This window comes from Serratia sp. 14-2641 (genome assembly GCF_001692375.1).
GTDB classification, from domain to species: domain Bacteria; phylum Pseudomonadota; class Gammaproteobacteria; order Enterobacterales; family Enterobacteriaceae; genus Chania; species Chania fonticola_C.
Genome location: NZ_LXKR01000026.1, coordinates 1 through 26,055 on the forward strand (window position 1 = coordinate 1; position 26,055 = coordinate 26,055).

The following is a 26,055-nucleotide window of genomic DNA, read 5'->3' on the forward strand; positions in this document are numbered from 1 at the left end:
TAGTGTGTTCAGCCGACGCGGGTGTTGAGGTAGGACAGGGTCTTAAAGACGGTTGAGGCAGCGGCGCTGCCGTGCTCGCCCCGCAGGGGCGCTACGTTCATTTTATTAAACCTATCGATAAGTCCTCACCCTTATTAGCGATGGCTATTTCTGGCAACGAGCTTATAGAGGCGATATTTTATTTTTACAGGATAAATACGACTGGGCAATTAGAGCTTTATTACGAAATTAAACTGACGGAAGCCAGTATTGTTGATATTACGTGCATCTATCCGCATTCCATAAATGATAATGACATGATGCCGCATGAGAAGATTGTCCTTAAATATAAGTCTATTTCCTGGAATCACCGGATGGCGGGAACGTCGGGTTATAGCATTTGGGATGATAGGGTCTTTTAAGCGTTAACGGCATAAACCGTGCCCATAACATGATCGTCTAGGCTGTATGATAATACAAGGGGCAATGAGTCTCTTATTGATACAGCCATTTTCCCGCTTTTGCGGATTCTATGATCATATTGACCGTAAGTGGTTTGTATACTCTTCGTTGTAGCTTCTTCCACCACAACCATACAGGCCATTCCGGTTCAAAGTATTCATCCAAATCAAAGTTATCATGCGCTATCTCGTAACGCGTGAACAGGTCGACGAGCATTTCCTCTAACTCTTCCTGAACAAAATTAAAGTGCTCTTGAAAAGTCCATTCTTTAAGGACGGGCTTTTTATGCAGACTATATTTTTCAGTCAGGTAGGTTAGGATTTCGGTTTCATCGACCATTAGAAAGGCGTCCATTCAATACGGTGTTCAGGTCGTGCAATCAGATTGTATTTATTTCGTGTTTCTTTGGCTATGATGCTAAAAACGATCATTGCCTGAACGTAGCCCACATAGGGAGCATATCGCCCCACGGCTGTCCCGATCTTGCTGGTCATACGGGTTTTCATAAAACCGACAGGTGTTTCTACTTGCCCAACAAAACGCATATCTTTAAAAATCCTTCGAGAGGCTTTAGAGGCTATGCTAGTCCCCCAGGTTGATTTGCCTAACCCTTTCTGTTTCGGTATCAGAGGCAAACCTGAAATGATCATCGCTGCGCTTTCTATGGCAAGTCCTTCATGCTTGGCAAATTCTTCTACAAATATTATCCAAAACAATTCTTGAGCGGTGACATTGTCTATTCCGTAATAGTAATACGTGCCATTGAGTTCTTCGGTAGTATCCATTCTACTCATTCTTCACATCAAGTAATGGTTGTGATTATACCACTTTCAACAATAAGTTAAAAACTGAACAGTTTTAGGTGTTCCGGCCCAGATCACTGCCTGGCTTTCGCCGGTTGGGCTTTACAGGAGGACTCCCCTGTTCCCTTCCCCGGCTCCCCTTGGCCCGGCCTCAAAACGCTATATCTAGCGGCTCCATCATATGCGATCGTTACCAGATGTAGTGTTTACCACCGTTTTAGGCCCGCTTTTAGGTACCCGGGGCATCCGTGTTAGCCTTTGCCCCTATTCGTTGTGGATCAGATGCCTGCACATCTGTATCCGGGGCTAGCAGTTGTCCCACTTGGCCCGGGCCTCTTCCAAAGCCTGACGCAGCATTAATTTTGTCCCCCAGACAGTCAGCTCAATGATCTCATCCTTGTCGAGTCCAAAACTGTCCTTGAGTACAGTCATCGCTTCAGTTCCATAAAGAACTGACATCAACATTACCAGTTTTTGGCGTGTTTCTTCTGGAATCTCGCTTTTGAGTGGTAGCAGGGCTTCGGACAAAGCAATCTTACGGTTGCTCTTTTTGATATACCTCACATCGTTGTTCTCTACGTCTCCTGAGAAAGACTCCTGCCAGCGTTGCTGAGAAATACGCAAGGCATCACGCATTAGAGCTTCATGCGTGTCCAGTTCGCCGAATCCCCATGTCAGCAGTTTTTCTACATTTTCTTCAACAGTATTGTTCATTGGTGGTTTGTCAAACGAGTTGATCACTTGCTTAACAACATACTCGACGAACTCACTGTGTGTTGAAAAGTAGCTTTTGAGAGTTACTTTGGCGTACTCGGCTTCTCGTGTGATTTCTTCTGGGGAAGGGAACTTTTGCTCCTGATAGAGCTTTAAAGCCGCATTGGTCATGCGTTCCAGCGTTCTACGTCGAACTGGAGAGAGGTTGTTTTCATCAAACAGGATCATCGTGATGCCTCATTTTTACGATAAAAATATCCCATGACATAAATTTATCTTGCGAGATATGAAATATTAGCATAGCTTTATATTGCACCATATCAACAAATCTTTCACGTCTTACATGGAGTGAGTCGTCTATGTCTAAATTCGTATACATCATAGGGACCGCAGATACCAAGCTGGAAGAACTGCTCTGGCTGAAGTCCTGTCTCTGTTCCGCAAGCGTAGATTCTCATATTATTGATGTTTCTACCGGTTCATCCAATGCATTTCATGTGAATAATCAAGTGGATATCAGTTCTGCACAAATTGCAGCATACCATCCTGATGGCAAAGACGCTGTTTTTTGTGGAGAACGAGGGAAAGCTGTTACCGCTATGGCTACCGCGTTGGCTCGCTTTTTACAGAGTACGGTGGAGGATATTTCCGGTCTTATCGGTATTGGGGGATCGGGAGGGACGGCATTGATAGCTTCAGCCATGCAGACAATGCCTATCGGAATGCCCAAACTCATGGTATCCACAATGGCGTCAGGTAATGTTGAAGGGTATGTCGCCGGCATGGATATCGCCATGTTGTATACTGTTACCGACCTCAATGGACTGAATTACTTATCGCGCACCATTTTGGCTAATGCGGCTAATATGATTGCTGGCGCAGTAAATTTAGCGATTGACCATGACCACATCCAACAGCCTGTTTTAGGGCTGACAATGTTTGGTGTAACAACGCCCTGTATTAATCAACTGGTAGCATTGTTGGGTGAAGAATACGAATCATTGGTCTTTCATGCTACCGGCAACGGTGGAACGAGCATGGAACGGTTGATTGAAGGCCGTGGAATTGTCGGTGTTCTTGATATCACGTTGACCGAAGTGGCAGATTTACTGTTTGGTGGCGTTCTCGCATGTAATGAAACACGCCTCGATTGTATTGCACAGACGCAGACGCCGTGGATAGGGAGTGCCGGAGCTCTTGATATGGTTAATTTCAGCGAGCGAAGCAGCATACCTGAGCGTTATGCTCATCGACAGTTTGTAGAGCATAACGCTCAGGTGACACTGATGCGCACAACACCAGAGGAAAACTACCAGCTCGGTGTTTGGATTGGCAATAAGCTCAATCTATGCAATGGGCCGGTACGCTTCATCATCCCAGAAGGCGGATTTTCAGCGTTAGATGCCCCTGGACAACCATTCTTCGATCCGCAGGCAAGACAAGCTTTTAAAGAAGGATTGGAATCCACGGTGATCCAGACAGCACAACGCCAAATTATCAAAACGCCTCACCACATCAATGCACCTGAGTTTTGTTCACTTGTAATTGAGCAGTTCCAGAATGTAATGCAACACCAGGGAACCGCTTATGATTCAACACCAGGGAAATCCTTATGAAAAACTACAAAATAGTGAAAGAGAAGCTGCAACTGAAAGTTCTGCGTCAGGAACCGATTATCGGTGCCGGGGCAGGAACGGGCCTATCAGCACGATGTGAAGAAGCTGGCGGAGTCGATTTGATTGTGATCTACAACAGTGGTCGCTTCAGAATGGCTGGGCGTGGTTCGCTGGCGGGATTAATGCCGTACGGTAACGCCAACCAGATTGTGCGTGAAATGGGTAATGAAGTGCTGCCAGTGGTAAAAGATACGCCCGTACTGGCTGGCGTTTGCGGAACAGATCCCTTCTGCAATATTCCGCATTTCCTGGACGAACTGAAAGCACAGGGATTTGCCGGTGTGCAAAACTTTCCTACTGTCGGGCTGATTGATGGAAACTTCCGTAAAAATCTAGAAGAAACTGGGATGGGTTATGGCCTGGAAGTAGACATGATCCGCCAGGCTCATGAGAAAGGGATGCTGACCACACCGTATGTATTTAACGAGCAGGATGCAGTTGCCATGACTGAAGCCGGTGCTGATGTCATTGTGGTGCATATGGGGTTGACCACTGGGGGCGATATTGGAGCAGATACCGCACAGAACTTAGAGTCTTGCGTCCCAGTGATCAATGCTTGCGCCGCAGCTGCAAAAGCAGTACGAGAGGATGTGATCGTGCTGTGCCACGGAGGTCCTATCGCAGAGCCAGATGACGCAGCCTATATACTGTCCCATTGTCCTGACTGCCACGGTTTTTACGGGGCAAGCTCGATGGAACGTTTACCTACAGAAGTAGCGATTAAAAATATCGTTAATGAGTTTAAGAAAATAAAAAGGAAGTAATAATCAGTATATTAACCCTGCTAATAAAAAGACATGTGAAGTAAAATGTAAAAACAAACAACTAGGCATTTTCGATGCGTAGTTGTTTGCCTTACCGCCTGAGACCAAGTGGTCTACGTTCGTATCTATTAGAATCAGTTAATATGATGTTAATCTAATCGCTTTTGATTAAAGTTATCAATCAATAATGGCCGTATAGGAGTTTGCCGATGAGTATATATGAGAGTGAGTGCAAAAAATATTCAGAGTTATTTTTATCCAAGATGGAAGAAAAATTCAAATTGAAGGAGGCTGAAAATAAAGAAATACGCGAGCATCAAATGCGGTATCTTTTCTTGGTGTTACTGGTTGAGCAAGTGGTTAAATCAAGCAGTCGAGGTATGTTGACCTGTTTAAGAGCAACTGAAACAAGTATAAAGCCGGTTGGTAATAAATATATTCCCATTGATTTGTGCTATAGCGTCATCAAAAATTCGTCAGGAGAAAAGTTAAGTTTGTTACCTTGTGATGTCAGTTTTGACAAGATTGCTATGCGCTGGGAAACACCTGAAAATGAAAGCAGTGAGCGTGATGATTTATTGATTTATTGGAATGATGGCCAGTGGGATCTCAGGTTTGGGAGAAATTCAAACGACCAGGGACGAGTGGATGAGAACGCTATCCGCTACATTCTGCATAAACACTTTTTCAATGATTCACACTGAGGTTGGCTGAAACCACAAATGCATATGAAGGAGTTCTTCGCCCTCGTACCAGATTGGTCGTTCTCTGTAGTTCTCGGAAGGTTCACACACGCTTGAACCATGGGGTCATAACAGGCCAACATCGACAGGATTAGAAACGTTGGGCTATGATTTTCTGGATGTAAAAATGTGCCAAAATGGCTTTTTTATGTTTATTAATGTGCCAATATGGCGTATATTTGCTATAGAAATTTAGTGGTTACTAGGAACGTACATGACAGGTTTTGAGCTAAAAATGTGGCGAAAAGGGTTGAAATGGACTCAGGCACAGGCAGCTGACGAGTTTGGTATTTCTCTACGTTCTTACGTTCGTTATGAAAATACAGCTCCACCCCGCGTGGTGCAACTAGCGATAAAGGCGTTGTCATTAAAGTTCATGATGCATGATATCAATTGCCTGGACGCAGAGTTGTTACGAGCAAGGTTGCGTATCTTAGCAAGCAGTATTCATTAATTTCAAGCAAAGGGATGTTGAGATGATCAAAGAACTGATAATGGCTATTTTTCGACAAGTCACGTTTTATGGGTCTACAAGTCGGAGTGAGTTGCGATTTGTTAAAAAATTTAAATAACTGGAAGGATATAATGAAGATGAGTGTTATTTTACTTTTAGGTGCTGTGTTGTTGTCATTTTTGTTGTTAGGATGGAAGATGGGGGTAGGCATGATATTATCAGTATTTTCATTAATGCTGTTATTGGCAATAGTGATGCTGATTGTAGGTATTGATACACAATCGGAAATGTCCATAATCGGGCTGAAAGGTGTCGCATATTATATATACGCTATGTGGATAATGGGAGCTATATGGAGGGTGGCTACCTATAAACGTACTTGGAATGATTTCAAAACTAAAGTATTGGAGAGGAAGAAAATTAATTTGGTCCTGAATAAATATAGAAACCATTAAAGGAATACTGATATGGCTATAAATAAATATGGAAAGCTAAATCGAGTCATGGAGTCGATGATAGATTGGTGTGGTGGTCATACGCAATTTTTTGTAATGGCGGTGATAATAGGTGTAGGTATGATGAGCATTGTGCTGTCTATATTGAAAGCTGACCCAATTTTAATACTTGCTTCACTATTATTAACTCCAGTATTCGCGACCATCGGAAGAAAAATGATTCCGTGAAAAACGTGATAAACATCAAAATAAACGTCGGAAAATAACGTGATTAGAAAAGGGAAAACATCAATGGAAGAAAGAATAATAGGGTTGATCAACAAGCATGGATCCACTTTACAAGTGGTTGCATTTTTTGTCTATCCATTAACCTGTGCAATTTTCCTGTCTATAACCGCTTTAAATTTACAGAGCGATACCACAGGACTTGTCAGTTCTTGGGTTCAATGGCGCGTTAGTTTATTGATTTCAATATTTTTAAATGTCTTATACCTCTGTGTTGTTATTGGAAAAATTGAACTGAAAGCGATTTATCTGATTATGGTTGGCGTTCCGTGTGCAATGTTTATTGTCTGTTTGGGAATATGGTTTGTGGATGCGTTTATTAAGTACATGTTTTTTTTGCCAAAGGCCACTGATTTTGAAGCAATTTTTGCATTAACCATTATTTTGCAAACAGTAATATCATTCATTTGGATAAAAGAGAGTTAGCGTAATGGTTCAAACCACGTACACTTTTGAGACTAACCTATGAAAGCCACCAGGATAAAAGTATGAAAAGGAAAAGTGACAGAACTCTTACCTCGCATGCTCAAAGGGAATCAGATGCCATGAGGCAACATGTGATGAACTATAAGGGGGCAGAATGAAGCCTATTGGGTGCGGTCGTTATTACCATTTTATTAACTTTTACTTTGAAACTGCTCGGGCTTCCAGTGGATTTTTCAAGTTGGAAAACCTATGTGGGTATAGTGATCATGATGGTGGTTGTACTTGTGCTCTGACCTAATATCATTTATAAACGAAAAGGGACAAAGGGGTGGCTTTTATTAGAAGAAAAAATAGTAGTCAACAATGTCTCGATATCGAACTAGAACCAAATATTAACCCACACAGTGATTTTTGTTTTCGTGCAGAGCGTTTTCTTCGCAGTAATGGCTTCAGTGTGGCGTTTAATGATCGTCTCAGGGCATGGTCTAATGAAGGTGAACTGCCGGATGCGATCGGGTTTCGCAATGGTGTTTCGTGCCTGATTGAAGTCAAATGTTCACGTTCTGATTTTCTCGTCGATAAAAAGAAGCGCTTTCGTGTTGATCCCACTAAAGGTATGGGAGACTGGCGTTTCTATATGTGCGAGCCAGGCATTATTGTTAGTGAAGATCTTCCTGATGGATGGGGTTTACTGTATGTAGAAGGCCGAAAAGTAATTAAGGTGCAGGGATGGCCTGGTAATGCCTTATGGTTAACCGAAAAACCCTTTATCAGCAATAAGCAGGCGGAGTGTGATTACCTTTACAGTGCGCTTCGGAGAGTATTTTCTAAAGGCTATGCAGATTTAATTTATGCTGAAAACTAATTCTTTTGTACAGTTTTTGTATGGCCAAATTTTAGAGGGTGACGGTAATGATGATAATGAGTGAATATGTTCAATCATTTGGCATTCTGGGCTGGAGTTCCATGTTGTCTGCATTGATACTTACGGAGCGGATTGTACCAGCGATCCTTTTTGGGGGATTATCTATTTTTTCTTTTTGTTTATATTCGTATTTTATACCTTAAAGAAGTGGAGTCGAATGTTATGATAGATGATAGATGATAGATGATCGGTTTCTCGGTGTTCCGTTTAAGAGCATACCTGACAGGTACTTCCATTATGGTTTTGAACAACAGGACAGATATCCAGGGCTTGTCCTGGCATCGCTTAATACAGTCCCTTTAAATGTCGGTCATGAATGGATACTTGCCAGTAATGAATGTGGTGGGTTTAGCTGCAACAGCTGTGAGGCGGCTATATTATCGTTGCTGATCCGTCCGGAAGCACTCTCTATTCTAGAAAACATCGCGAATGAGAAATTTTCACCAGAGCCTCTGGACTATTTCAATATAAAGAATGAGCCAATGACGAATACGGTTATAGAAGGTTATAGAGATTATCTCCGTCAAGTCGGGCTGACTTGCAACGATGACAATCTTAACCTGCTTACCCAGGCACTCTATCCGGTTGATGCCACTCGAGCGAACCTGCAGCTGCTTTCGGATGGGAAAGTTGACCTGGAACAGTTTACCGGCAATGGCGACTTGGTTATCTATATTGTTGGCATTAACTGTGATTGATGATTAGTTTGGAGGTTAAGAGAAAATTTAAATAGACGTTTATGGTGTACTGTTATTGAAAAATTTAATATGCCGGAGTTATTCTAGGAAAGCAAAGTTCAGATACGGTAAACTAAGTCCAAAAGAATTGTTTGTTGATATCCAAACTGATACATGGTCAGAAAGTATCTTGATCTGTTGGAGGCCGTATTATGCTGATGGTGAAGAGACAGCAGAAATAACGTTAATCGGTGCAGCTATACGCGCAGTGTCGTTATTTCCTCAGATATTGAAACCCTTTTCTGCTCATGATGTTCATATTGATGACGTGCTTGAACAGTTCGACAGTATGGGGTTAGGACAGCGCCATGATCGTCGTACCGCAGAGTTATGCTAACCACGATCGGATAGCGTGCCGCTATCCTCTTCTCCCGGCAGCGGGATCGGCCTTTCCGATGTCTGCCGTTTCCGGCAACGCGGTAACCTGCGCCGCCAGACACCACATGTAGGGGTTCTTTCAGCTGCGCGAACCACTACATGTTGTGTTTTACCCCGTATGATCCGGCTCACAAACAGGGCGAATATCGATTAATTGCATTCCGACTTATGGTATAATTCCAAAAGGCGGAAACAAAAAAAGGATCCACGCGGATCCTGCGACGAATTACTTTTGGTGCAGCCGCGCCCCGGTTGAGGGATAATTTTGGGTACCGGCGATCGCCGCACGTGGCCAGGACGAAAAAACAGGCGTTTTAAGACGAAATTGCGCTACGTGAAATCTGAACGTCGACGTGGGGCGTAGGCGCGAAGATTTTACGTAGCGCTACCCAATGAAGTATGGCGGTCGTGAGACGAGGAATTTCAACAAGGAGTCTTTATGTTCGGGTTCAGTAACGCTGGTGACACAGGAAATGTGAACGATTGGATGCTGTTTGCGGTTATTTGCTTTTTCGTGGCAAGTGCCTACTTCATTTTTATGGCGACTGATCAGGCGCGTGAACGTCGGTGGAAAGCCTTTACGGCTACCAGCATCGTAGGTATTAGCTTTTGGGCCTTATCGGGCTACGTGGGCTGGTTTATCAGCAACATGTGAGCAAAACCAGGTAGCGCAGCGTTTTCGCATGCGAAACGATAGGGATCAGGGAGGAAGGGATGAAAAGTAAACAAGATCGGTGGTACGAGTTCTGCGTTTTTTGTTTTGTTTTCTTTATTAGTGTCGTCCCCATGTGCGTGTGGTTCTTGATGAGCAAATGGATGTTGGCGTCTCCCGAAATCAGTGATGGGTTGGCGTTGATCAGAGGCTTACTCCTGGTGCTGTGCCTGTTGATTAGCCTGTTAGGTTACATCAGCCGCTTGGGTATACCGCCGAACAAGGCTGGAAAAGTAAAAGCCAGGAATTGAAAACCGCGCAACATGAAATCTGAACGTCGACGTGGGGCGTAGGCGCGAAGATTTTACTTAGTGCTACTGGTAGGGGTTTCGCATGCGAAACGATAGGGATCATGGAGGAAGGTATGTTTACTTTATTGGTATGTGGGATGACATTAGTAGGTGCAGGCTATTCATTGGTGTTGATTGTCGAGTGTTTCGAGGAGCGTACATGGAGGCACTTATGGTTTCTCTGTCCACTCAGTGCGGCTTCGATTGTGTTGATGGGCGTTACCCTATGGGGACCTTTCATTTGACGCCTTTGGTTACGAGCACTGATGAAGATTTTTACATAGCACAAGCAACACAACGTTTCGCAAGAGAAAGCTCAAGAAACAGTAAAGCGGTTCAAAAGAAGGAATGAGCATGCTAACGACAATCATAGGTGTAGTGATTATAGGAGCGCTTTTAATCGGAGCGATCGCGGCCGTGGCAATGGGTGTGGTCTACGGGTTTTATATGGTGTTTCAGGGTGGTTATATCCTGTATACACAATATGTTGAACCTTGCCAGGGATTTTGTAACGCCATAGAAACTAGCTATTCAGGCGGTATTATCTTTATCACCGGTGGGTTGCTGATACTGTTTTTATCCTATCGGGCTATGACCAGTTAAGGGACATACAACAATTCTGCACGTTGAAGGGGACAACGACAGGATTTCAGCCGGGGAAGTGTTATGGACGCGTTGGCATTTTTTATGTTGGCGGTTGTTGGGCTTTTAACCGGCCTGTTTCTTTATGCATTCAAGGCCCTGGGGCTGCTCACGAGAGCCAGAGCGATGATGTTGGTCTGTACCGGTTTGGGGCTAATGGCAGGGGCCGCCGTTCTCGCTTTCGGTTGAGTGTAATACGCGGTTATTGGTGTCAGTTTGCGTTGAGGGAACGTTCAGTCCCTCTTTTATGTAATGAACAAGATGGAAGGCAAAGGAGATATGTATGGGACAGAATTTAACACCTGAGCAGGCCCGTTTTGTAACGATGGTGGTAGGCTATCCGCGACTGTCAGGGTACTGGGACTTTAACCAGCGCATTTGCCATGAAAGCGAATTGCGCAAGGCGCTGAATGTCATGAGCAGCGGTGAGCAACATCTGGCGCGCTTCTTTCTGGGACTGTGGAATGGCAACGATGAAGGGTTTGACATGCTAGACGCGGTAAGCGATTTTGACCACCAGGAACGCCAACTGCTGATTGACTGGCTGCGCGATCCGTTCTGGCCATAACAATGTATATGAACAAGCATCAACGTCGCCTGGCTTATAAAAATGAATGAACAAGCCAACTACCGTGCAAAGCTGGTCACCACCGGTACGCCAACAGGCCAGGCAACACCCCTGCTGGCCCCCGAGAACTACCAGCATGCGCTGGCATTGCGCAAAATGGCACTGGTTTATGAAGAGTTGCCGCGCTATCTGCTGGCACCCGAGGTGGCTGCTTTGCTCCATTATCTGCCGGACTGGCCACAGCATGCATTGGTCAACTTGCTTTGGAACACCGGTGCCCGTATCAATGAAGCGCTGTCCCTGCGTCGGCGTGATATCCGCTTGACCGTCGAGATGCCCCATATGGTGCTGCGCACAGCAAAACAACGCCGTAATGGTCCGGGACGTCCCGCAAAAGGGAAATCCGCCAATCGGTTGATACCGTTGACCGATCCGCACTTTGTCGACGAGCTGCGCCGGTTGTTTGCTAGCACGAAAGAGCAGTTCGAGATTGACTCCGTGACAGGCGAACGTACACCGCTCCCGATTTGGCAGGCCACCGATCGCACGGTACGCAATTGGCTCACCAAGGCGGAACGGCAGGCTAACAGCGAGGGAGTTTATTTCAGCGTGCCGGTCACTCCCCATGTCTTTCGACACAGTTACGCGATGCACATGCTGTACCAAGGTACGCCACTGAAGGTGCTGCAGGGACTGATGGGCCACGAAAAAGCCGAGAGTACGGAAGTGTATACCCGCGTGTTTGCGCTCGATATCGTGGCCAACCGCCAGGTGCAGTTCTCTGTGCCGGCACAGGATGCGATCGAGATGATGCGCACCGTTCACGCTCAACCAGGTCTACCAGACAACGGACAATGAAAGATGATCCCAGAGCTGACTCACGAGCTGCGTGCGCGGTTGCGCTACACCGCAACGCAGGCCTTAGCCCAATTTGCCAAAGAAACACCTGAAGCCAAAGAGGCCATTCATGATTATATGGAAGCCGTGGCACCGGCGACAATGATAGCGCTGTTGGACGAAAACGAACGGTTCCGGGCAATGATCGCGGACTTATTGGCAAAAGCTGAATAATCTCTCTTATTCATGTCCACATGAATAAGGTGCGCAACACAAAGGCAGGAACAACGTGAAAATGGAAAGTCGATGGTTGGCGCTGCAACGCAAGGTGCTCAACTTTTACGATAACAGACCAGTGATGGCATGGGGCTGTTTCATCGTGGTTGCCGCTCTGGCCACCTGGCATGCCTGGGCCGTGTTTCTGCCGATTTTATCTTCGGCTGAACCCGAGCAGCTCGGTTACCATTTTTTGATGGCCACCCTGTTCACGGCCATTGGCCTGTTTATGGCGTACTGCCGAATTCAACGGCTGGAGATTATCCTCAGTGAGCCTGGCAATCTTAGCAAAGTGCTTGAGGCCCATGATGGTCCTGTCTCGCCTGAATTGCTGGACACGTTGCGCTCAGTGGCGGATGAGTTCGGGGTGAGAGGAAAGTTTGAGGCCTTTCTTGCCCAGTACGACGTTGCTGCCCTGCCCACCACACAGGTGGTGTATAACCGGTTGGTCACCCTGGCAGAAGAGGCCGCGCATGACAAGCCACACTGACATGCCAGCACCCTCAAAACCGGGCAGGCTGTCAGCTATTCAAAAAGACGTCCTGTTCTTATTGGCCAGCATTGAAGCCCGAGGCAATGACCGGCCGGTACCGGTGGCGACGTTGCTGCAGATGATCAATCGTGTCCGGGTAGAATCGGTGTTTGCCACCAACTTCAGGGCATCCTGCCACACCCTTGGCGCACGGCAGCTGGTGAACACGTTTCGTAATGAACAGCGTCACCTGGCATTGATGTTGACAGATAACGGGCGTGAGTGTGCGGCGCTGATCGTGGCGAAGCGTACCCAGGTCTCCTGAACACCCATCTAAAGCAACTAACGCTAACGCCCTGCGGTTGTTCAAACCCCTCCCGCGCGACAGGCAAGCTGACGGCACGGAAGGGATTTATCGATAATGGAAACAGCGTACGAAACAGGGAAATGTGAAATGACTGAAAAACGCGTATTTGTTCACAGATTACACCTCTTTATCATCAGAGGATTTGTAGACTACCCCGTACTCACCTGGGGCAGTGTCGTGTTGTCACTGGCGATCGCCTGCTGGGGATGGCTGAATTTTGTGTACCCTGAGTGGTTCGCAGAAGGACCTTTCATCTCCGCCTTGCAGGTTTACTTTGCGGGGTTAGTGGGGGTGGTATTTACGGTTTTCTGCCTGGTACTGCTGTTTGACTTCAGCCAGCGCAAACGGATCATGTGGATGGATATGGCATGGCAATACCATCATTATCAGAATGCCACCCCGCCTCCTCATTTGCTGGACTACATGATGCGGATGGCGGACGTGTTCAATGTGGGGGGGCCGTTTAGGGCGTTCCTGGCCAGCTATCCGGAGGACGCAATGCCCACGACAGAAGTGGTGAGGAATCACCTGAAAATGTTATTGGATGAACAACGGAATAATAAGGGATGAGCATGCGAATAAATGGAAACCCGCTGCAGGTACTGCAACTCAGGATCATTGATTTTCTCGATAACCATCTGGTGTTGTCCAGGCTCTGTATCCTGCTGCTGCTGAGCATGGGGTCGGTGTATTGGTGGCTAGGGTTTGAAGCCACGGGGCTCTCGTTGCGCCATTGCCTGTTCGCCGGTATGTTAACCGTTCCCGCCTTGTTCATGATGTATTGCCTGACCAACCGATTCAACATCCTTCTGGCTTCACCGTCTCATACCATGTTGGGTGACGACGATCTGGCCACACTGAAAGATCTGGCTGCCGATCGAGGCTACCTGGACGAATTTGAGACATTTGTTGCACGCCATGACACGGCTACCCCGCTGACCGTGAATGCAGCGTGTCGCATGGTTGTCAAATTGGACGAGAAAAGAAGGAAAATACGGCGTCAGAAGTGAGCCGAAAAACAGGTTTTGTATCGGCGATCAGTGTGACGTTTATCTAGTGATGACCGTGATGTTGACCAGCTGCAAATCGCAGCCGTACAACTGGGCGTCCAATGCGAGATCGCTGAAGGCCTGCAGCATGTCATCGAGTACAGATGGGGGCACCTGATTTTGAGACGAAAAAAAACCCGGTCTGGTAAACCGAGTTAATTTTCTGTACCGGCATGAGTGGTTGTCATACACGGTACGGTGCTACTTGTACCTGCTAACTGTATATAATTTTAACGCTGTTCGGTGATCCAGTCAATGTTGCTACGGGTATCGAAGGCCTTTATACTCCCTGCCGTTGGTAGTGCGACGTTGTTGCAGCCTCTCTAGCGTGGATACGGGTTATTCGTACAGGTTTTTTACCCCGATTGGAACCAGGTGGTGCTGTCCGATCTGCTTCCACCCAAAAGAGTGCTGCTTGTACCTGCTAACTACTGGTATGCGCCGTAAGGGGGAACCCAAAAGCACTTGCTGCGTGTGGCGCTCTCCTGAATAAGGAGGCTGCCAAGTGATAAGTCTGACAACTATCCTTGTGGTGTTGAATATCATTCACGTCACATTGCAGATTATCGTTGCCATCAAGCAACTGACCGGACGCCCGTAAGGGAGAAAGGAACTTGAACAAAGGCGGGGGTTAACCACCCCGCCTTTTTTCGTATCAACGCAGAACCGTGAAGTGATAAATCACGGGTGATTTATCTGGCTTGGGGAAAACTACGCATATTCTCACCCAAAGGATCAGCGGTCGCGTCCCAAAACCACCATCCCAGCGGGCCAAATTTGTCGTTATACCAGGTTGCCTTCACGTGTCGGTGAGCAAGATAGTCCGGTGTGGCCATGCCGAAAACTTCCAGGGGCAAGGACGGGCAGCCCGGAACGTCGATCAGGCAAAAGTCGGGGAGGTACTCATCCAGGGCGGCATCATAACGCAGCGGTTTGGTGAAATGACGGTTTTGTGCATGTAACCGTGATTCAAGGTGATGTTCATGGCTTGAATCCACGGGGATGTAGCGATCGCTGACCAGCATCAATCCCAGCTGAAGAATATTGGCGCCGGCGATATTGTTTTTGGACAGGAAAGGTACGTCGGTCAGTGCAATGGCCATAACGCGCTGACCAGCTTGCCATCCGGCAGCTGCTGCAGGAAAACGTGTCAGGGTTTTTAGCCACAGTGCGGTGTTGATGTTCAGATGGGGCAGGCCATGGTAATCCTTCACCCACAACTTCGCAGGATCGCGAGCTCTGTCTTCTGTGTAAGTTGCCAATTCAGCAATAGCCACCATGCGGTTTTTCTTTTGAATGGCCTGCTGCGTACGGGTTTCGTTTTTCAGAGCGGTAACTTTCTGTCGTTCTGCAGGGAGAAGCAAGACATCACTGAGACACGTCTTTCCCGCATCGATCGTGCTGGCCTGTTGGTTTAAAAGGTAGCTGACAAGACTCGCCGTTCGCTTGCCTTCCATCCTCGGACGCCACAAATTCAACCCGGCAGATTCCCACAACAGATGCAGCAAGCCGAGGATCGACATGCTTGGCTGCCCCTGAGTTGATCGCCGTGCCGGCGCGATAGGTGGAACCCCATCGACGTCAGCCTGGTCGGCTTCCCTGCTTTGCAGTGCGTAGGTCAATTTGATTTGCAGGCGAGCATTCGACTTTTCCTTGATGACCCCTTCCGCGTAACCCTGCTGCCCCCCTTCTTTGTTCAAACGGCTGTAGAAGCTGCAGTTTTCTGCGTGTTCGCTGCCAGTATGGGGGTGTTTGGCCAGATGATATTTTTGATTGATGTATTTGATCATTAATCGAGGCCCGCCATGCAGTGTCTTGCATTGGCAGAGCGCGTACCCATCAACCGCATACGCTTCTTGAAGCCTGGTCTGCATGGCTGGAGAGGTATGCCGTTCCGGGCTGAATTTGTATATCCCGCAAACCGAATGAACATGTATCCAGTGTGATGCCTGTTTCATCATTCCCTCGACTGAACGTGGTTTAGACAATGAGAGTGCGTTTTTACAGCGGCTATTTCAATAAATATTAGCCGAGCAGCTTACCCACCCTGGCCGCAGGTTTGCATACCTTGCGAGTAGACAGCTATACTCCGCGCCAGTCGCGGGCTTGCATACCTTGCGACTGACGGTGGCCCGTCTTCAATGCACTGCCGTGGCCACCGTCTCTCAATTCTCCTTGTCTGAACGATCACCACATTATCCCTTTTCCGTTGCGGCCAGGATGCGTGCAGGTCCATAAATCTCAGTTTATGGACCTGCGGGGATCGGACAACCGCAGGGCGTCAGCGTGGGGCTTGCGCCGTAGCCCAACGTAGTCGTGCCGTGTCGTCTGCTCAGGGACGCGTTGCCACCTTCTCACCCGTTCGCACTTACGCCGTTCCGTCGTTCGCTTGCGCTGCGGCTTGCGGCGGTGCCCTGGCATACGCCACTTTCCGCCCGACTGTGTTTTTGCTACGGCGCAAGCCGGTATCCCATTCCACTTTTACCGGAGGGGGCGAGATCCTCGCCCAGATGACCATGATGCGAAAAATGACTGTCCATGCCTTCAAACAACGTCTCTCTACTTACCCGGACGAGGCGTTGTGCTGTGGCACGTTCTGGTTGGCTGCAGACGTGCTGGCGCTAGACAACACCCTGGATGAGGACGCTATAGAAGCTGTTATGGAGCGTGCTGAAGATTCTCACGATGCCAATATCGGGTTCAATTGGGATCACCTGCAGGCGGCCATTGACACAGTCAAAAGGGGATGAACATGACCTGGTTGATCAGCTTTGACATAAAAACCGCTGGGGTTGAAACCGAAAAGCACCTCATCGTGCAGGCCGATTGCCTGGCCATGGCAGAACACGGGGTAAAACAGATGGGCGCCACCTGGTGGCCAGAACTGCAGCAAGACGAAGGAGAACATTGGTGGTGCTTTGACCAGGGTGAAGTGTGGTTCAGTGCGATCACGCTCCTGGAGGATGTGGAGTTTTCTATCCTCCGGGGGCTGGGGTTCTTAAGTCTCTGGCAGGTCAGTGAAACACCTGACGGGGTGATCGTCAGGGATGAGTTTGGCCACTGCTGGCAGGATTACAGGCGGTAACAATCCGTATCGGGCAGGGAAACCTGTCCGTTCTTGCCTGAAGGAATAAGGATGTCGCGGTGCTCCTCCTTCTCGCCGCTGCGCGGGGTGTCAACTGCCGGTGCCAGTGTGCCTCACCCTGCGGCCACGGGGCGGGCGCTTTTTCCGCTCCTGCCCTGCGTAGCGGAGAGTTTACGCAGGTCACTCGCCTGCTTGATGAACGCCCTTCAAGCCGCTTTCGCGGCATATCCTTGCCGCGATACCCCTGCGGCTGCGGTATTCCACGGTCGGCCTGACCCGTTGCAGGGTGCGGCGTACAGGCACCGGCAGCAGGGAACGGGGGCCGTACCGACCCCCTCCTGTCGCCGTCTGACCATAAGGAGTACCCCTATGTCTCGATTTCTTTTGGGTAACTGTGTCCCGATCATGTCCGAATTCCCGGCTAACGCCGTTGACTTCATCCTCACGGACCCGCCGTATCTGGTCGATTTTCGCGATCGTTCCGGCCGTTCTATTGCCGGCGACAAAACCGGCGAATGGCTCCAGCCAGCCAGTGATGCCATGTACCGCGTGCTGAAAAAGAACGCGCTGATGGTCAGTTTTTATGGCTGGAACCGTGTCGATGCATTCATGGCCGCGTGGAAGCAGTCTGGTTTTAGGGTGGTGGGCCACCTGGTCTTTGCCAAGACCTATGCCTCAAAATCCGCCTATGTCGGCTATCGCCATGAGTGCGCCTATATCCTGGCAAAGGGCCGTCCTGCATTACCGGAAAACCCGCTAGCCGATGTATTGGACTGGAAATATACCGGCAACCGTCATCACCCAACGGAAAAGCCCGTGACCAGCTTACAACCCCTGATTGAGTCATTCACACACCCTGGTGCCATTGTTCTCGACCCGTTTGCGGGCAGTGGCTCGACCTGCGTCGCCGCGTTACGGGCAAAACGGCGTTATATCGGTATCGAGTTATTGCCCCAATACCACGCGGCTGGCGTCCAACGGCTGGCCGCAGTACGCCGCGCCATGCAATACCCGGCTGCCAATGATGGTGAACACTACCCGGAGGCGGCATGAAGAACTACGAGGGCTTTGAGGCGCTTCGCGAGGATATCGCCAAGGTCGGCCACATGATGGATGAATTGCATATGGCGCTGTTCAAACTGACGAGCACGTATCCCGTCACGGAAGACGCACTGGTAATTCGACTCGCAGGACAGAGCCTGCGGCGGATCAACACGCTGTGTCTCGAGGCATATCGCGAAATGGCCGCACTGGATCACTGTTTTGAGGAATGAAGACGATGTATGGAACCCGATTAGAAATTATCCGTGAATTGAAACGTATGTTCAGTGCTGAAGAACCGCTGGCGGTGCTGGTCTGGACCACTGAAAGCGTGATGTCTCTAGCGCAATCCCACGGTATTACCGAGTCAGAGGCGACAAAGGTGTTGGCCCGGATTGGCGATATACCCATGCAAGAATACCAGAACCAAGGTGTTTCCTTCTCGTCGGTGATTAATGTGTTGAGGCTCGTTCGCAATGAAGATCGAGTGGTAGAAGTGCCAGCGGATGTGCTGGCGAGGCTGACCGTGTTTGCCGGTATGGCACTAGAAATTGAGAGAGGTATTGCACAAGACGACAAGATTGAGTTTTTACCAGAGCTTGTTCAGGGATTTGAAGATCTCGACAGAGTAAAAGCCCTGTTAGCCGCCTGATAGTCCAGTGCCATGCCACAAAGGTGGCGTGGCCTTACCGAATGTAAAGGAACACATCAATGACAGCGAATAAAACGCTTACTGCGTTAATCCATTACCGGGCACTGGAGCTACTTGAATCCCAAGGCTGGCCTGAACATACCGATGCCGTGGCGGTATCGGCAAAATGGCCCTGTTGGTTAGGTATCTGTGTGCGCCTGAATGCGGGCGACCTGGTGAGGTTGCTACCCAAACTTGCCACACAGTTGGTGATTACGGAGCAGCAAAATAAACGACTGTATCGAGCGGTTAGAAAACTCAGAGGCACGCAAGCCGAAATGGTCTTGAGCCTGGACCAACTGGTCACGCCGGCAGTACCGGGAGACAATACCCTTGTGACCTTCCCCGATGCACACCAATGGCTGACCGATAAGGAAATACAGGCCGTGTTGAACGTCATGAAATCCGCCATTCGTAAAGTGTGCATCCAGATGTTAGATGATGCTTGCCTTATCCAGACGGCCGTGATGCCGTCCCAACAGGTGAAATTGTTCGAACGCAAAACGCGCTATTTTCGGATGGTTGCCGAAGAGTGCGACGGGGAAAGTTGGTTTGATGCTACAGACACGGAAGAAACAGATCGTGTGCTGGACGCCATACTTAACAAGGGCGCGAGGTATGGCTGTGTGCGGTTGCTCGTCGTAAATGAGTTGGTGGGGACCGTTGTCGCTTATGAAGACATCAGTGATGTTTTGCGGTGCCCTGGACAATCACCACGGCATTGGATGTGCCGGGAAGCGCTGCATAATGTGTGCAGTGCGGCACGTCAGGATGTGTTGAGCCTGCTGAATGCGTTCCGTCCCTTCCTGCACAAAGTCTGATCGCCCTGGGCAGGTTGTGACCTGCCCACTTCAACACTTTGCATAAGGATGTCGCCTGGCTCCGCTGTTTACCCGGCCACGGTGTGGCCTTGTGACGTAATACCCCTTTGTTGCTCTGGTGTCGTGACGGCCGGGTGCCATGCCTTCACTGTAGCCCGGCTGCGACGAATACAAGGGTTCGCGTGCCGTTATCCTCGCCCGTTCTCGCTCACTTTCGCCGTCATTTTCCCGTCGTTCGCCCGCTCAATTTTCACGGACTCACCGTACAAATACCGGCTTTCGTTCGCTGCGCTGCGGCCTGCGGTAACGCCCTTGTATTGCGCCGCTGCTCGCCGGGCTGTCGTGTCGGCACGGCACCGACCGGTGTCGCGGAACATGATATTTCGGAGGTATTCCATGCACTATGTCGCAGCTCAGCCCGTTTTGAACGTTGAAGAAATCGACCGGCTTTCATTCCTGCCTTATTTGTTTGGTGACGATTTCATGATCGCAGAATTGCAGGTGTACGCCTTGGCCCGTAAACACCTGACCGACTACGAGGACTGTTTTTGGCACTTTGTACGACTGCCGCAGGGCGGCGGCTACATGATGCCAACCGGCGATCGCTACCATATGGTTAATGCCGAGGGCTGGTTTGACCGCACCATCAGTGCAGAGGTTGCCGGGATCATCTTGACCGCTCAGGCCATTAGCCGCCGCTGTCTGGCACTCAAAGGGTGTGAGTGTGGCGAACTTTTAAAATTGTTCCTGCTGCGTGAATTCCAGCTTTGGGGCTTCATTGAAAGCCATCCCGACAGTTACGCGATTAGTGCTGCGCTTGAGTGACATAGATAAAACGATTACGGCAGGCAGCAATGCTGCTTGCCACAACGGATAATGCCCTTGAGTGCGAAATGAGGTAAGAGTATGGAAATGGAAATGGAAATGACGGTAGGCAACCTGATAGACCGACTGCAAAAGAATTATTCCCTAGATGACTTGTGCGTGGCTTCACTCTGGTTTGATGAAGACTTTTTGTCGAAAGCGTATGGAGAAGAGTTAACAAGGGAAGAGATCCACGCCGCGATGGTAATGACCAATAACTATGATGCGAATGAAGGTATTAACTGGTCAGTGATCGAGGATGCCGTGGAAAACGTGCTTGACGGTCGTGAAGACCCCAAGGCGTGACCCGTTAACATATAAATGGCAGGGGGAAACCGCCTGCCTAACACCGCCAAAACCCCAGGCAGGCTGTAGCCTGCCGCTGAAGGTAGGGAACGCGCCTTCGGCGCTTTACCCTACCCTCATGCGTTGATGTTTCTTCAAGACCAACCGAGAACGGGGATAGGGGGCAGACCTAATTATCATCGTCTTTCTATACGGTGTTCTCTCTGTATGCCTGCATTGCTTCTTCTTCTGGATATTCTTCCTGCTGTACATCCAGTTACGCCATTTTCTACAGAGCAGACTCTTCGGCCCCCTTCGGCTTCCTGGCATAGCCAGGTCGTCACCCCGACTCAGCTAACCCGGCACGAAGTGCCAGGTAAGCTTCGCCGAACCCCGCAAGCGGGTTTCGGCCTGACGGTGCGGGTCTGATGTCCAAGGTCAACACCTGCAGCTGGCCGATGGCCACCGCATTCACCACGCCGTCGATAACCCTGCCGGCGCTCTAAAGTGCGGAACGGCTTTCGCAGACGCGCCGCCATTCCGCATTGCGCCCTGTTTCATCCTCGGCATGGGGGATGCCTCCGTGAGTAATTCCGACCGTCGCTGCGCAGCAGACCACATTCCCTCGCTCCTTCTGGCAAGCCTGTAATGAACGCCTGTGGCGGGCTTGCCAGCGCTCCTGAACGTGGTCTGGGCCAATGCGCGACGGCGAATACTCACAGAAGCATCACATCAACCCATAAGGAGAGTCAAAACATGTCACAACAGAACGTCCAGGGCGCGACAGCGAAGCCTACAGAAGCATCTTTTGAAATTCACGGGCAGGATTACCGGGCGACCTATTCCCCGGATGACAATAAATTGCGGTTGTATACCTCTCAACGCCTTGATGATGAAACCTACGCGATAGTGAGCAAAGCAGGCTTTAAGTGGGCACCTAAACAAGACCTATTCGTTGCCCCTGCGTGGACACCCCGCCGGGAAGATGTGTTGATCGCGCTGGCCGGAGAAATCGAGGACGACGACAGCACTTTGATCGAGCGACAGGAAGAACGCGCCGAGCGTTTCAGCGGTTACAGTGACAAACGGGCCAGCGAATCCGGTCAAACCCTGTCCCACGTGGATAAACTCGCCGCTGCTGTGCCTTTTGGGCAGCCTATTCTTGTTGGCCACCACAGCGAACGTAAGGCGCGACGCCATGCCCAAAAAATCGAAAATGGCATGCAAAAGGCGGTCATGCTGTTTGAACAGGCCGAGTATTGGCAGCACCGCGCCAAAGCCTCTCTGTTGCACGGCAAATACAAAGAGCGCCCCGATGTGCGCTATCGCCGTATCAAGGGCATCAAGGCAGATCTGCGCAAGGCGGAAAGAACGATTGAAGAAGCTAACAAGTATCTGACACGCTGGCGCACCGACGGACTGGATTTAAAGCGGGCGTTGGCCATCAGTGACTTTGAGCATGTAGCGGCTTGCTTCAGTCTGGAACAATACCCACGCCCACCGGAGAAAAGCCAGTATGAGGGGATGATGAGCCTCTATTCCGCGCTCAAAAATGACATCATTACGCCGGAACAGGCCCGTAATATCGCCGTTTCTTACCATGAAAGCACCATCCGCCATTATCGGCGCTGGGCGACCCATTACGAAAATCGCCTGAACTATGAACAAGCGATGTTGAATGAACAGGGCGGTGTATTCGCGCGTTCACAAGAATTTCAGGTGGGCGGTCAGGTCAAAAGCCGGGGGGAATGGCTAAAAATCATCAGGATCAACAAAAGCGCGGGAGAAGTCAGCACGGTAGAAACGCCCTGTTATACGTTCCTGGGCTATGAGGGAACGATGAAACTGACCGTCGATAAAATCACGGACTATACCGCCCCCACGGGAGCCGATGCGGCACAAGCCCCCGTGACGGTAAAACGTCCCCCGATCGTTAACTATCCTGATGAGGGATTTGTAACGATGACCAAGGCCGAATGGGCTGCGAAACCGGCTGATTACAAAGGTGTGCGCCTTCAAGCCGCCACAGAGACACACGGTGCCTACCGTTATCGCCGCGTAATGACCGCAGGTTGCAGCCTGAGCACTGTCTACATTACTGACTTAAAAATTGTCGAAATCCCGAATAAATAACAGCAGCTCCCCGGAGTCCATCCGGGGAGTCATGGAGACGCTGAGATGCACACTGCATTAAAACAACGTATCGAGATGATGCGCGGAAAAATTCAACAGAGCTCCCCGGTGATGACCGTTCCGGCCAGTTCACAAGTGTTTGTGACGCCCGAAAACATATGTCACCGCCTGGTATCGCTGGCGGGGATCACCGATCAGGACACGATACTGGAACCCAGCGCCGGCACTGGAGCGATTTTACGGGCTATCCGGGCCGTGGCTCCCGCTGCGGCCTGTGACGCGGTAGAACTCAACGCGCAGTTGTGTGACTACCTGCGCAGGGAGTTTGATGACGTCAACGTGATTTGTTGCGATTTCCTGCACTATGCACCCCAGAAGCGCTATAGCCACATCATCATGAATCCGCCGTTTAACCGGGCCGCCGATATTCATCATATCCAGCACGCTTGCACGTTACTGAAACCCGGTGGCGTGCTCACGGCTATCTGCCTGAACGGGCCACGCCAGAATGAAATCCTTAAACCGCTGGCTGAGCACTGGGAGCCTTTACCGGGTGGCCTGTTTGCCTATACCGGGGTGTCTACAGCCATACTGCGACTGACAGTAGCATAGCGCCGCGCCACTATACCGGCAGGGGTGAACGCCCCTGTCTTCGCGCCGGAAAAGGCCGCGCTAACGCGCAGCCCATCCCGTTGCGCGGTAGGGATATCTCGACTGAACGCAGATCATGTGTGTTGCCAGTGCTGTCTATTCTCTTCCTGGTCTTTCGTCTCTCCTCACTCTGGGTATCCCTCAAAAACGGAAAAGGCCACCTTTGGGGTCCCTTCGGCTTACCGCCCGTTCCGGTCGGCTCGTCGAGCCACACTCCGCCCGTTGTGCCGATAAATCGGCACGCCAGTCTCCGCTGAACCCCGCTAAAGCGGGTTTCAGCCCTGCGGGTAGTGTCTGATACCGAACGTCAAGGGCATCGCTTGCGTGTCTCCGCGACCGGAGACTGCCGCTCTGTCGCGCCGTGGCCTGCGCTCTCTGCACCCCGCCGAACCCCTGCCGGGGTGTAAGGGGCAACGCCGTTTCGCTTCGCTTCTTCGGCGTTGCGCCGGGTTCCTGCTCACTCATGCCCGTTACAACGTCACCGTTTAAGTCCCTGTCGCCGGGGCTGATTGAGCCACAGTCTTCCTGGCCGTCCAGGTACTGCTGAAGCACAGTCTCAAAACTTTTTGCCAGCAAAAACTTTTGCGCCTGCCCTGGACGTCTGCCTCAGACCGCTGCTCTTTCGCCCTTGCGGCGCAGGTTCTCAAACGGGTGATGGCAATACCGGAGGAAAAAGAGCAGCAGGTACCCGCAAACGTCAACACCGCGACGAGGAAACTCAACGGGTGATGGTTTTTTAACACAAAAGGAGAAGTAAGATGAACGCTACCACGATCCAGAAACCGGTTTTCAACGCGACCCCTGACAGCCACCGTAAAACGTGCATGGTCATTTATTGCGTGATCAAAGGCACGCCCTCTATCCACTTCTGTAGTTCCCCCCTATCTGGCGCAGACAGCAACCTGTGGATAGCCATCAATCCCGCCAGTTCTTCAGTGTCTCCAGTGGGGCAAAAGGTCGAAAGAAGCGATCTACACGCCGCCATCGAACAAATCATGACCATCAACAATATGGCGCATAACGTTGTGCGTGTAGAGGAAGTGCTACGCCGAAAAGAATATGTCGATTATTGCGTCACTTACAACGCCCTGAGTCGTTCCTGAGTCCATTACGCCCGATACGAAACAACGTCAACACCCCCGCGAGGAACCTCGTCGGGGGAATACAGAAAGGAGAAATCGAATGAACGCTACCACGTCCCTCACCACCGATATAAACCCTACTCAGGCCGCTGGAGAAATGATCCCCTCGGTCGCCGTCGATCGCATTATCGCGCAGCGTAACAGCGGTATTGCAACGTTCTTGCAGGCGATTGCCCTGCTTCAGAAGGCGCGTGAGCAACTGCTGAGTGCGTCAGGCAAAACCTACTTCCCTGACTTTAATCGCATCATCGAATACAGCCTTTCCAGCCCGGTTGCCACTGAGCAAGATAAAATCCGACGCAACATCAGTCGTGCGGCAGACCGTGAAGTTTGGCAACGTCTGATGAACGATACAGGTATGTTTACCCTGATGAGCACCAAGCAGCGGGACGCGTGGGATACCAGCCTGTACAGCGATGCTTGCCCGGAAATTTCGCTTGATAACGTACTGGCGACTTTTAAAAACCTTCACGCCAACAAGGCTGATACGTTCGAACAGGGGCTGATCGATGTGTTCCGTTCCCTCTCTTGGGACTACAAGACGAATAACCCTTGCTGCCTGGGCAAAAAAATCATCCTCAATGGGATGGTGAGCAGCTTTCAGGATAAATTCTATTCGTTAGGGAGTTACGGCCAGACGCGGATCAATGACCTTGCGCGGCCTTTCTGGATATTGGACGGTAAGAACGTGCCAGATTTTCGGGTGTCCGAAGGGGCGCGGTTTAGTGAGTTTATGTCTCGGGGGCCAAAGCAGGTAAACCAGCTCTTTACCTGTGAATACTTCACCATTAAAGCTTTTAAAATTGGCACGGCGCACATTGTATTTACCCGCCCGGAGTTGGTCGATAAAATCAATGATATTGTCGCCCGACGCTTCCCTGGTGCGTTACCGCCTGCGGTCTAAAGTATTGGCGGGGGAAACCCCGCCTTAATGTTTCTTGGTTGCAACCTTTCAGAGAGATTGCGATCATCACGTTGGCGGTTACCAGGAAGGGAGGAACTACCGGTGAGGAACAACAAGAAGGATGTGCAGAGTGCGGTGCAACAGATCCTGAAGCACGACAGATCTGCCAATACACGGATGCTGTTCGATGACGATGCCAGTAATGGCTGGGCCTTGCTTCATCAAATCAAGCGCAACAGAAACCGTTTTATCCGATGGACTTTATACCTGTACATCATTTTAGGTGTGGTGCTCTACGGGTGTCATCTGATGTCTAAGCAGAACCCTGATGGCATGTGGAACTCGCTCTATTTTGCAGTAGCGCTCAGTGCTCCCTTCGCCGCCTATGTTGTCGGTAAGCGGGCATTCAAAAGGGACTGGTAAC

38 protein-coding genes and 2 pseudogenes are annotated in these 26,055 nt (G+C 49.9%); 35 read left to right on the forward strand and 5 right to left on the reverse strand.

The window, feature by feature from the left end:
• Nucleotides 1-95: 95 nt before the first annotated feature.
• Nucleotides 96-401, forward strand: a pseudogene (gene tssD / locus A6U95_RS09970) (type VI secretion system tube protein TssD); the annotation flags it as partial.
• A gap of 73 nt (nt 402-474) precedes the next feature.
• Here the strand turns inward: tssD and A6U95_RS09975 are convergent.
• From A6U95_RS09975 to A6U95_RS09985, 3 genes are all read right to left on the reverse strand, one after another.
• A complete protein-coding gene (locus tag A6U95_RS09975; protein WP_241810637.1) occupies nt 475-780 on the reverse strand; it encodes a DUF1493 family protein in 306 nt (101 codons plus the stop codon).
• On the reverse strand, nt 780-1,226 hold the full coding sequence (locus A6U95_RS09980) for an STM2901 family protein (RefSeq protein WP_065684357.1): 447 nt from the start codon (nt 1,224-1,226) through the stop codon (nt 780-782). The genes A6U95_RS09975 and A6U95_RS09980 overlap by 1 nt, the downstream gene beginning before the upstream one ends.
• 324 nt (nt 1,227-1,550) lie before the next feature.
• Complete coding sequence (locus A6U95_RS09985) at nt 1,551-2,186, reverse strand: hypothetical protein (RefSeq protein ID WP_065684358.1); 636 nt, start codon at nt 2,184-2,186, stop codon at nt 1,551-1,553.
• A gap of 131 nt (nt 2,187-2,317) precedes the next feature.
• Between A6U95_RS09985 and A6U95_RS09990 the strand changes: the two genes are divergently transcribed.
• The 21 genes from A6U95_RS09990 to A6U95_RS10085 all read left to right on the forward strand — a co-directional run bounded on the left by A6U95_RS09990 (nt 2,318) and on the right by A6U95_RS10085 (nt 13,975).
• Nucleotides 2,318-3,574, forward strand: coding sequence for a Tm-1-like ATP-binding domain-containing protein (locus A6U95_RS09990; RefSeq protein ID WP_065684359.1), 1,257 nt, complete (start codon nt 2,318-2,320; stop codon nt 3,572-3,574).
• On the forward strand, nt 3,571-4,398 hold the full coding sequence (locus A6U95_RS09995) for a phosphoenolpyruvate hydrolase family protein (protein ID WP_065684360.1): 828 nt from the start codon (nt 3,571-3,573) through the stop codon (nt 4,396-4,398). The genes A6U95_RS09990 and A6U95_RS09995 overlap by 4 nt, the downstream gene beginning before the upstream one ends.
• Before the next feature lie 209 nt (nt 4,399-4,607).
• Nucleotides 4,608-5,102, forward strand: a complete 495-nt coding sequence (locus A6U95_RS10000) for a hypothetical protein (protein ID WP_065684361.1) — start codon at nt 4,608-4,610, stop codon at nt 5,100-5,102.
• Between the two features lie 253 nt (nt 5,103-5,355).
• Nucleotides 5,356-5,595 (forward strand): helix-turn-helix domain-containing protein, encoded by a 240-nt coding sequence (locus tag A6U95_RS10005; protein ID WP_065684362.1) that lies wholly within the window; start codon nt 5,356-5,358, stop codon nt 5,593-5,595.
• Nucleotides 5,596-5,732: 137 nt separating this feature from the next.
• Entirely contained in the window at nt 5,733-6,050 is a 318-nt protein-coding gene (locus A6U95_RS10010) for a hypothetical protein (protein WP_139102354.1), read from the forward strand.
• Nucleotides 6,051-6,062: 12 nt separating this feature from the next.
• A complete protein-coding gene (locus tag A6U95_RS10015; protein ID WP_065684364.1) occupies nt 6,063-6,278 on the forward strand; it encodes a hypothetical protein in 216 nt (71 codons plus the stop codon).
• Between the two features lie 63 nt (nt 6,279-6,341).
• Complete coding sequence (locus A6U95_RS10020) at nt 6,342-6,761, forward strand: hypothetical protein (RefSeq protein WP_065684365.1); 420 nt, start codon at nt 6,342-6,344, stop codon at nt 6,759-6,761.
• A gap of 373 nt (nt 6,762-7,134) precedes the next feature.
• The gene (locus A6U95_RS10025) at nt 7,135-7,626 is read left to right on the forward strand and encodes a hypothetical protein (protein ID WP_065684452.1); all 492 of its coding nucleotides are present in this window, start codon (nt 7,135-7,137) and stop codon (nt 7,624-7,626) included.
• A 236-nt stretch (nt 7,627-7,862) separates the two neighbouring features.
• Nucleotides 7,863-8,384 carry a hypothetical protein gene (locus tag A6U95_RS10030; RefSeq protein ID WP_065684366.1) on the forward strand — a complete coding sequence of 174 codons (522 nt, stop codon included), beginning with the start codon at nt 7,863-7,865 and terminating at the stop codon, nt 8,382-8,384.
• 856 nt (nt 8,385-9,240) lie between these two features.
• The gene (locus A6U95_RS10035) at nt 9,241-9,456 is read left to right on the forward strand and encodes a hypothetical protein (protein ID WP_065684367.1); all 216 of its coding nucleotides are present in this window, start codon (nt 9,241-9,243) and stop codon (nt 9,454-9,456) included.
• Nucleotides 9,457-9,515: 59 nt separating this feature from the next.
• On the forward strand, nt 9,516-9,764 hold the full coding sequence (locus tag A6U95_RS10040; RefSeq protein ID WP_065684368.1) for a hypothetical protein: 249 nt from the start codon (nt 9,516-9,518) through the stop codon (nt 9,762-9,764).
• 199 nt (nt 9,765-9,963) lie between these two features.
• The gene (locus A6U95_RS10045; RefSeq protein WP_065684369.1) at nt 9,964-10,155 is read left to right on the forward strand and encodes a hypothetical protein; all 192 of its coding nucleotides are present in this window, start codon (nt 9,964-9,966) and stop codon (nt 10,153-10,155) included.
• Between the two features lie 2 nt (nt 10,156-10,157).
• On the forward strand, nt 10,158-10,406 hold the full coding sequence (locus A6U95_RS10050; protein WP_065684370.1) for a hypothetical protein: 249 nt from the start codon (nt 10,158-10,160) through the stop codon (nt 10,404-10,406).
• Between the two features lie 63 nt (nt 10,407-10,469).
• The gene (locus A6U95_RS30995) at nt 10,470-10,634 is read left to right on the forward strand and encodes a hypothetical protein (protein WP_158006206.1); all 165 of its coding nucleotides are present in this window, start codon (nt 10,470-10,472) and stop codon (nt 10,632-10,634) included.
• Between the two features lie 94 nt (nt 10,635-10,728).
• On the forward strand, nt 10,729-11,013 hold the full coding sequence (locus A6U95_RS10055; protein ID WP_065684371.1) for a hypothetical protein: 285 nt from the start codon (nt 10,729-10,731) through the stop codon (nt 11,011-11,013).
• A gap of 42 nt (nt 11,014-11,055) precedes the next feature.
• Nucleotides 11,056-11,871 (forward strand): tyrosine-type recombinase/integrase, encoded by an 816-nt coding sequence (locus A6U95_RS10060; protein WP_065684372.1) that lies wholly within the window; start codon nt 11,056-11,058, stop codon nt 11,869-11,871.
• Between the two features lie 3 nt (nt 11,872-11,874).
• Nucleotides 11,875-12,084, forward strand: a complete 210-nt coding sequence (locus A6U95_RS10065; RefSeq protein ID WP_065684373.1) for a hypothetical protein — start codon at nt 11,875-11,877, stop codon at nt 12,082-12,084.
• A gap of 61 nt (nt 12,085-12,145) precedes the next feature.
• Nucleotides 12,146-12,616 carry a hypothetical protein gene (locus A6U95_RS10070; RefSeq protein WP_065684374.1) on the forward strand — a complete coding sequence of 157 codons (471 nt, stop codon included), beginning with the start codon at nt 12,146-12,148 and terminating at the stop codon, nt 12,614-12,616.
• Nucleotides 12,600-12,923, forward strand: coding sequence for a chromosome segregation protein ParM (locus A6U95_RS10075; protein ID WP_223501695.1), 324 nt, complete (start codon nt 12,600-12,602; stop codon nt 12,921-12,923). Before A6U95_RS10070 ends, A6U95_RS10075 begins: the two co-directional genes overlap by 17 nt.
• Before the next feature lie 129 nt (nt 12,924-13,052).
• Entirely contained in the window at nt 13,053-13,535 is a 483-nt protein-coding gene (locus A6U95_RS10080) for a hypothetical protein (protein WP_065684376.1), read from the forward strand.
• 2 nt (nt 13,536-13,537) lie between these two features.
• A complete protein-coding gene (locus A6U95_RS10085) occupies nt 13,538-13,975 on the forward strand; it encodes a hypothetical protein (RefSeq protein ID WP_139102355.1) in 438 nt (145 codons plus the stop codon).
• A 731-nt stretch (nt 13,976-14,706) separates the two neighbouring features.
• Here the strand turns inward: A6U95_RS10085 and A6U95_RS10090 are convergent.
• The gene (locus A6U95_RS10090) at nt 14,707-15,975 is read right to left on the reverse strand and encodes a DUF1173 family protein (protein WP_083196344.1); all 1,269 of its coding nucleotides are present in this window, start codon (nt 15,973-15,975) and stop codon (nt 14,707-14,709) included.
• Nucleotides 15,976-16,524: 549 nt separating this feature from the next.
• Between A6U95_RS10090 and A6U95_RS10095 the strand changes: the two genes are divergently transcribed.
• The 10 genes from A6U95_RS10095 (at nt 16,525) to A6U95_RS10145 (ending at nt 23,546) form a co-directional block, all read left to right on the forward strand.
• Entirely contained in the window at nt 16,525-16,764 is a 240-nt protein-coding gene (locus A6U95_RS10095; protein ID WP_235784868.1) for a hypothetical protein, read from the forward strand.
• 2 nt (nt 16,765-16,766) lie between these two features.
• A complete protein-coding gene (locus A6U95_RS10100) occupies nt 16,767-17,099 on the forward strand; it encodes a hypothetical protein (protein ID WP_083196345.1) in 333 nt (110 codons plus the stop codon).
• A 369-nt stretch (nt 17,100-17,468) separates the two neighbouring features.
• Nucleotides 17,469-18,152: a DNA methylase gene (locus A6U95_RS10105; protein ID WP_065684380.1), complete on the forward strand. Its 684-nt coding sequence runs from the start codon at nt 17,469-17,471 to the stop codon at nt 18,150-18,152.
• Nucleotides 18,149-18,373, forward strand: coding sequence for a hypothetical protein (locus A6U95_RS10110; protein ID WP_065684381.1), 225 nt, complete (start codon nt 18,149-18,151; stop codon nt 18,371-18,373). Before A6U95_RS10105 ends, A6U95_RS10110 begins: the two co-directional genes overlap by 4 nt.
• Before the next feature lie 5 nt (nt 18,374-18,378).
• Entirely contained in the window at nt 18,379-18,792 is a 414-nt protein-coding gene (locus A6U95_RS10115) for a DUF1380 family protein (protein ID WP_065684454.1), read from the forward strand.
• A 59-nt stretch (nt 18,793-18,851) separates the two neighbouring features.
• Nucleotides 18,852-19,652 (forward strand): hypothetical protein, encoded by an 801-nt coding sequence (locus A6U95_RS10120; protein ID WP_065684382.1) that lies wholly within the window; start codon nt 18,852-18,854, stop codon nt 19,650-19,652.
• 396 nt (nt 19,653-20,048) lie between these two features.
• The gene (locus A6U95_RS10130; RefSeq protein ID WP_065684384.1) at nt 20,049-20,477 is read left to right on the forward strand and encodes an antirestriction protein; all 429 of its coding nucleotides are present in this window, start codon (nt 20,049-20,051) and stop codon (nt 20,475-20,477) included.
• 81 nt (nt 20,478-20,558) lie between these two features.
• Nucleotides 20,559-20,822, forward strand: coding sequence for a hypothetical protein (locus A6U95_RS10135; RefSeq protein ID WP_083196348.1), 264 nt, complete (start codon nt 20,559-20,561; stop codon nt 20,820-20,822).
• 735 nt (nt 20,823-21,557) lie between these two features.
• Entirely contained in the window at nt 21,558-22,934 is a 1,377-nt protein-coding gene (locus tag A6U95_RS10140) for a DUF3560 domain-containing protein (protein ID WP_065684385.1), read from the forward strand.
• A gap of 45 nt (nt 22,935-22,979) precedes the next feature.
• Nucleotides 22,980-23,546 (forward strand): methyltransferase, encoded by a 567-nt coding sequence (locus A6U95_RS10145; protein WP_065684386.1) that lies wholly within the window; start codon nt 22,980-22,982, stop codon nt 23,544-23,546.
• A gap of 389 nt (nt 23,547-23,935) precedes the next feature.
• Here the strand turns inward: A6U95_RS10145 and A6U95_RS31445 are convergent.
• Nucleotides 23,936-24,046, reverse strand: a pseudogene (locus A6U95_RS31445) (hypothetical protein); the annotation flags it as partial.
• Between the two features lie 297 nt (nt 24,047-24,343).
• On the opposite strand from A6U95_RS31445, the gene A6U95_RS10155 reads away from it, so the two are divergent.
• The 3 genes from A6U95_RS10155 (at nt 24,344) to A6U95_RS10165 (ending at nt 26,054) form a co-directional block, all read left to right on the forward strand.
• Nucleotides 24,344-24,688, forward strand: coding sequence for a hypothetical protein (locus A6U95_RS10155; RefSeq protein WP_065684388.1), 345 nt, complete (start codon nt 24,344-24,346; stop codon nt 24,686-24,688).
• Nucleotides 24,689-24,767: 79 nt separating this feature from the next.
• Nucleotides 24,768-25,631 (forward strand): DUF4942 domain-containing protein, encoded by an 864-nt coding sequence (locus A6U95_RS10160; protein WP_065684389.1) that lies wholly within the window; start codon nt 24,768-24,770, stop codon nt 25,629-25,631.
• A 102-nt stretch (nt 25,632-25,733) separates the two neighbouring features.
• Nucleotides 25,734-26,054: a hypothetical protein gene (locus tag A6U95_RS10165; protein WP_065684390.1), complete on the forward strand. Its 321-nt coding sequence runs from the start codon at nt 25,734-25,736 to the stop codon at nt 26,052-26,054.
• The last annotated feature ends 1 nt before the right edge of the window (nt 26,055 follow it).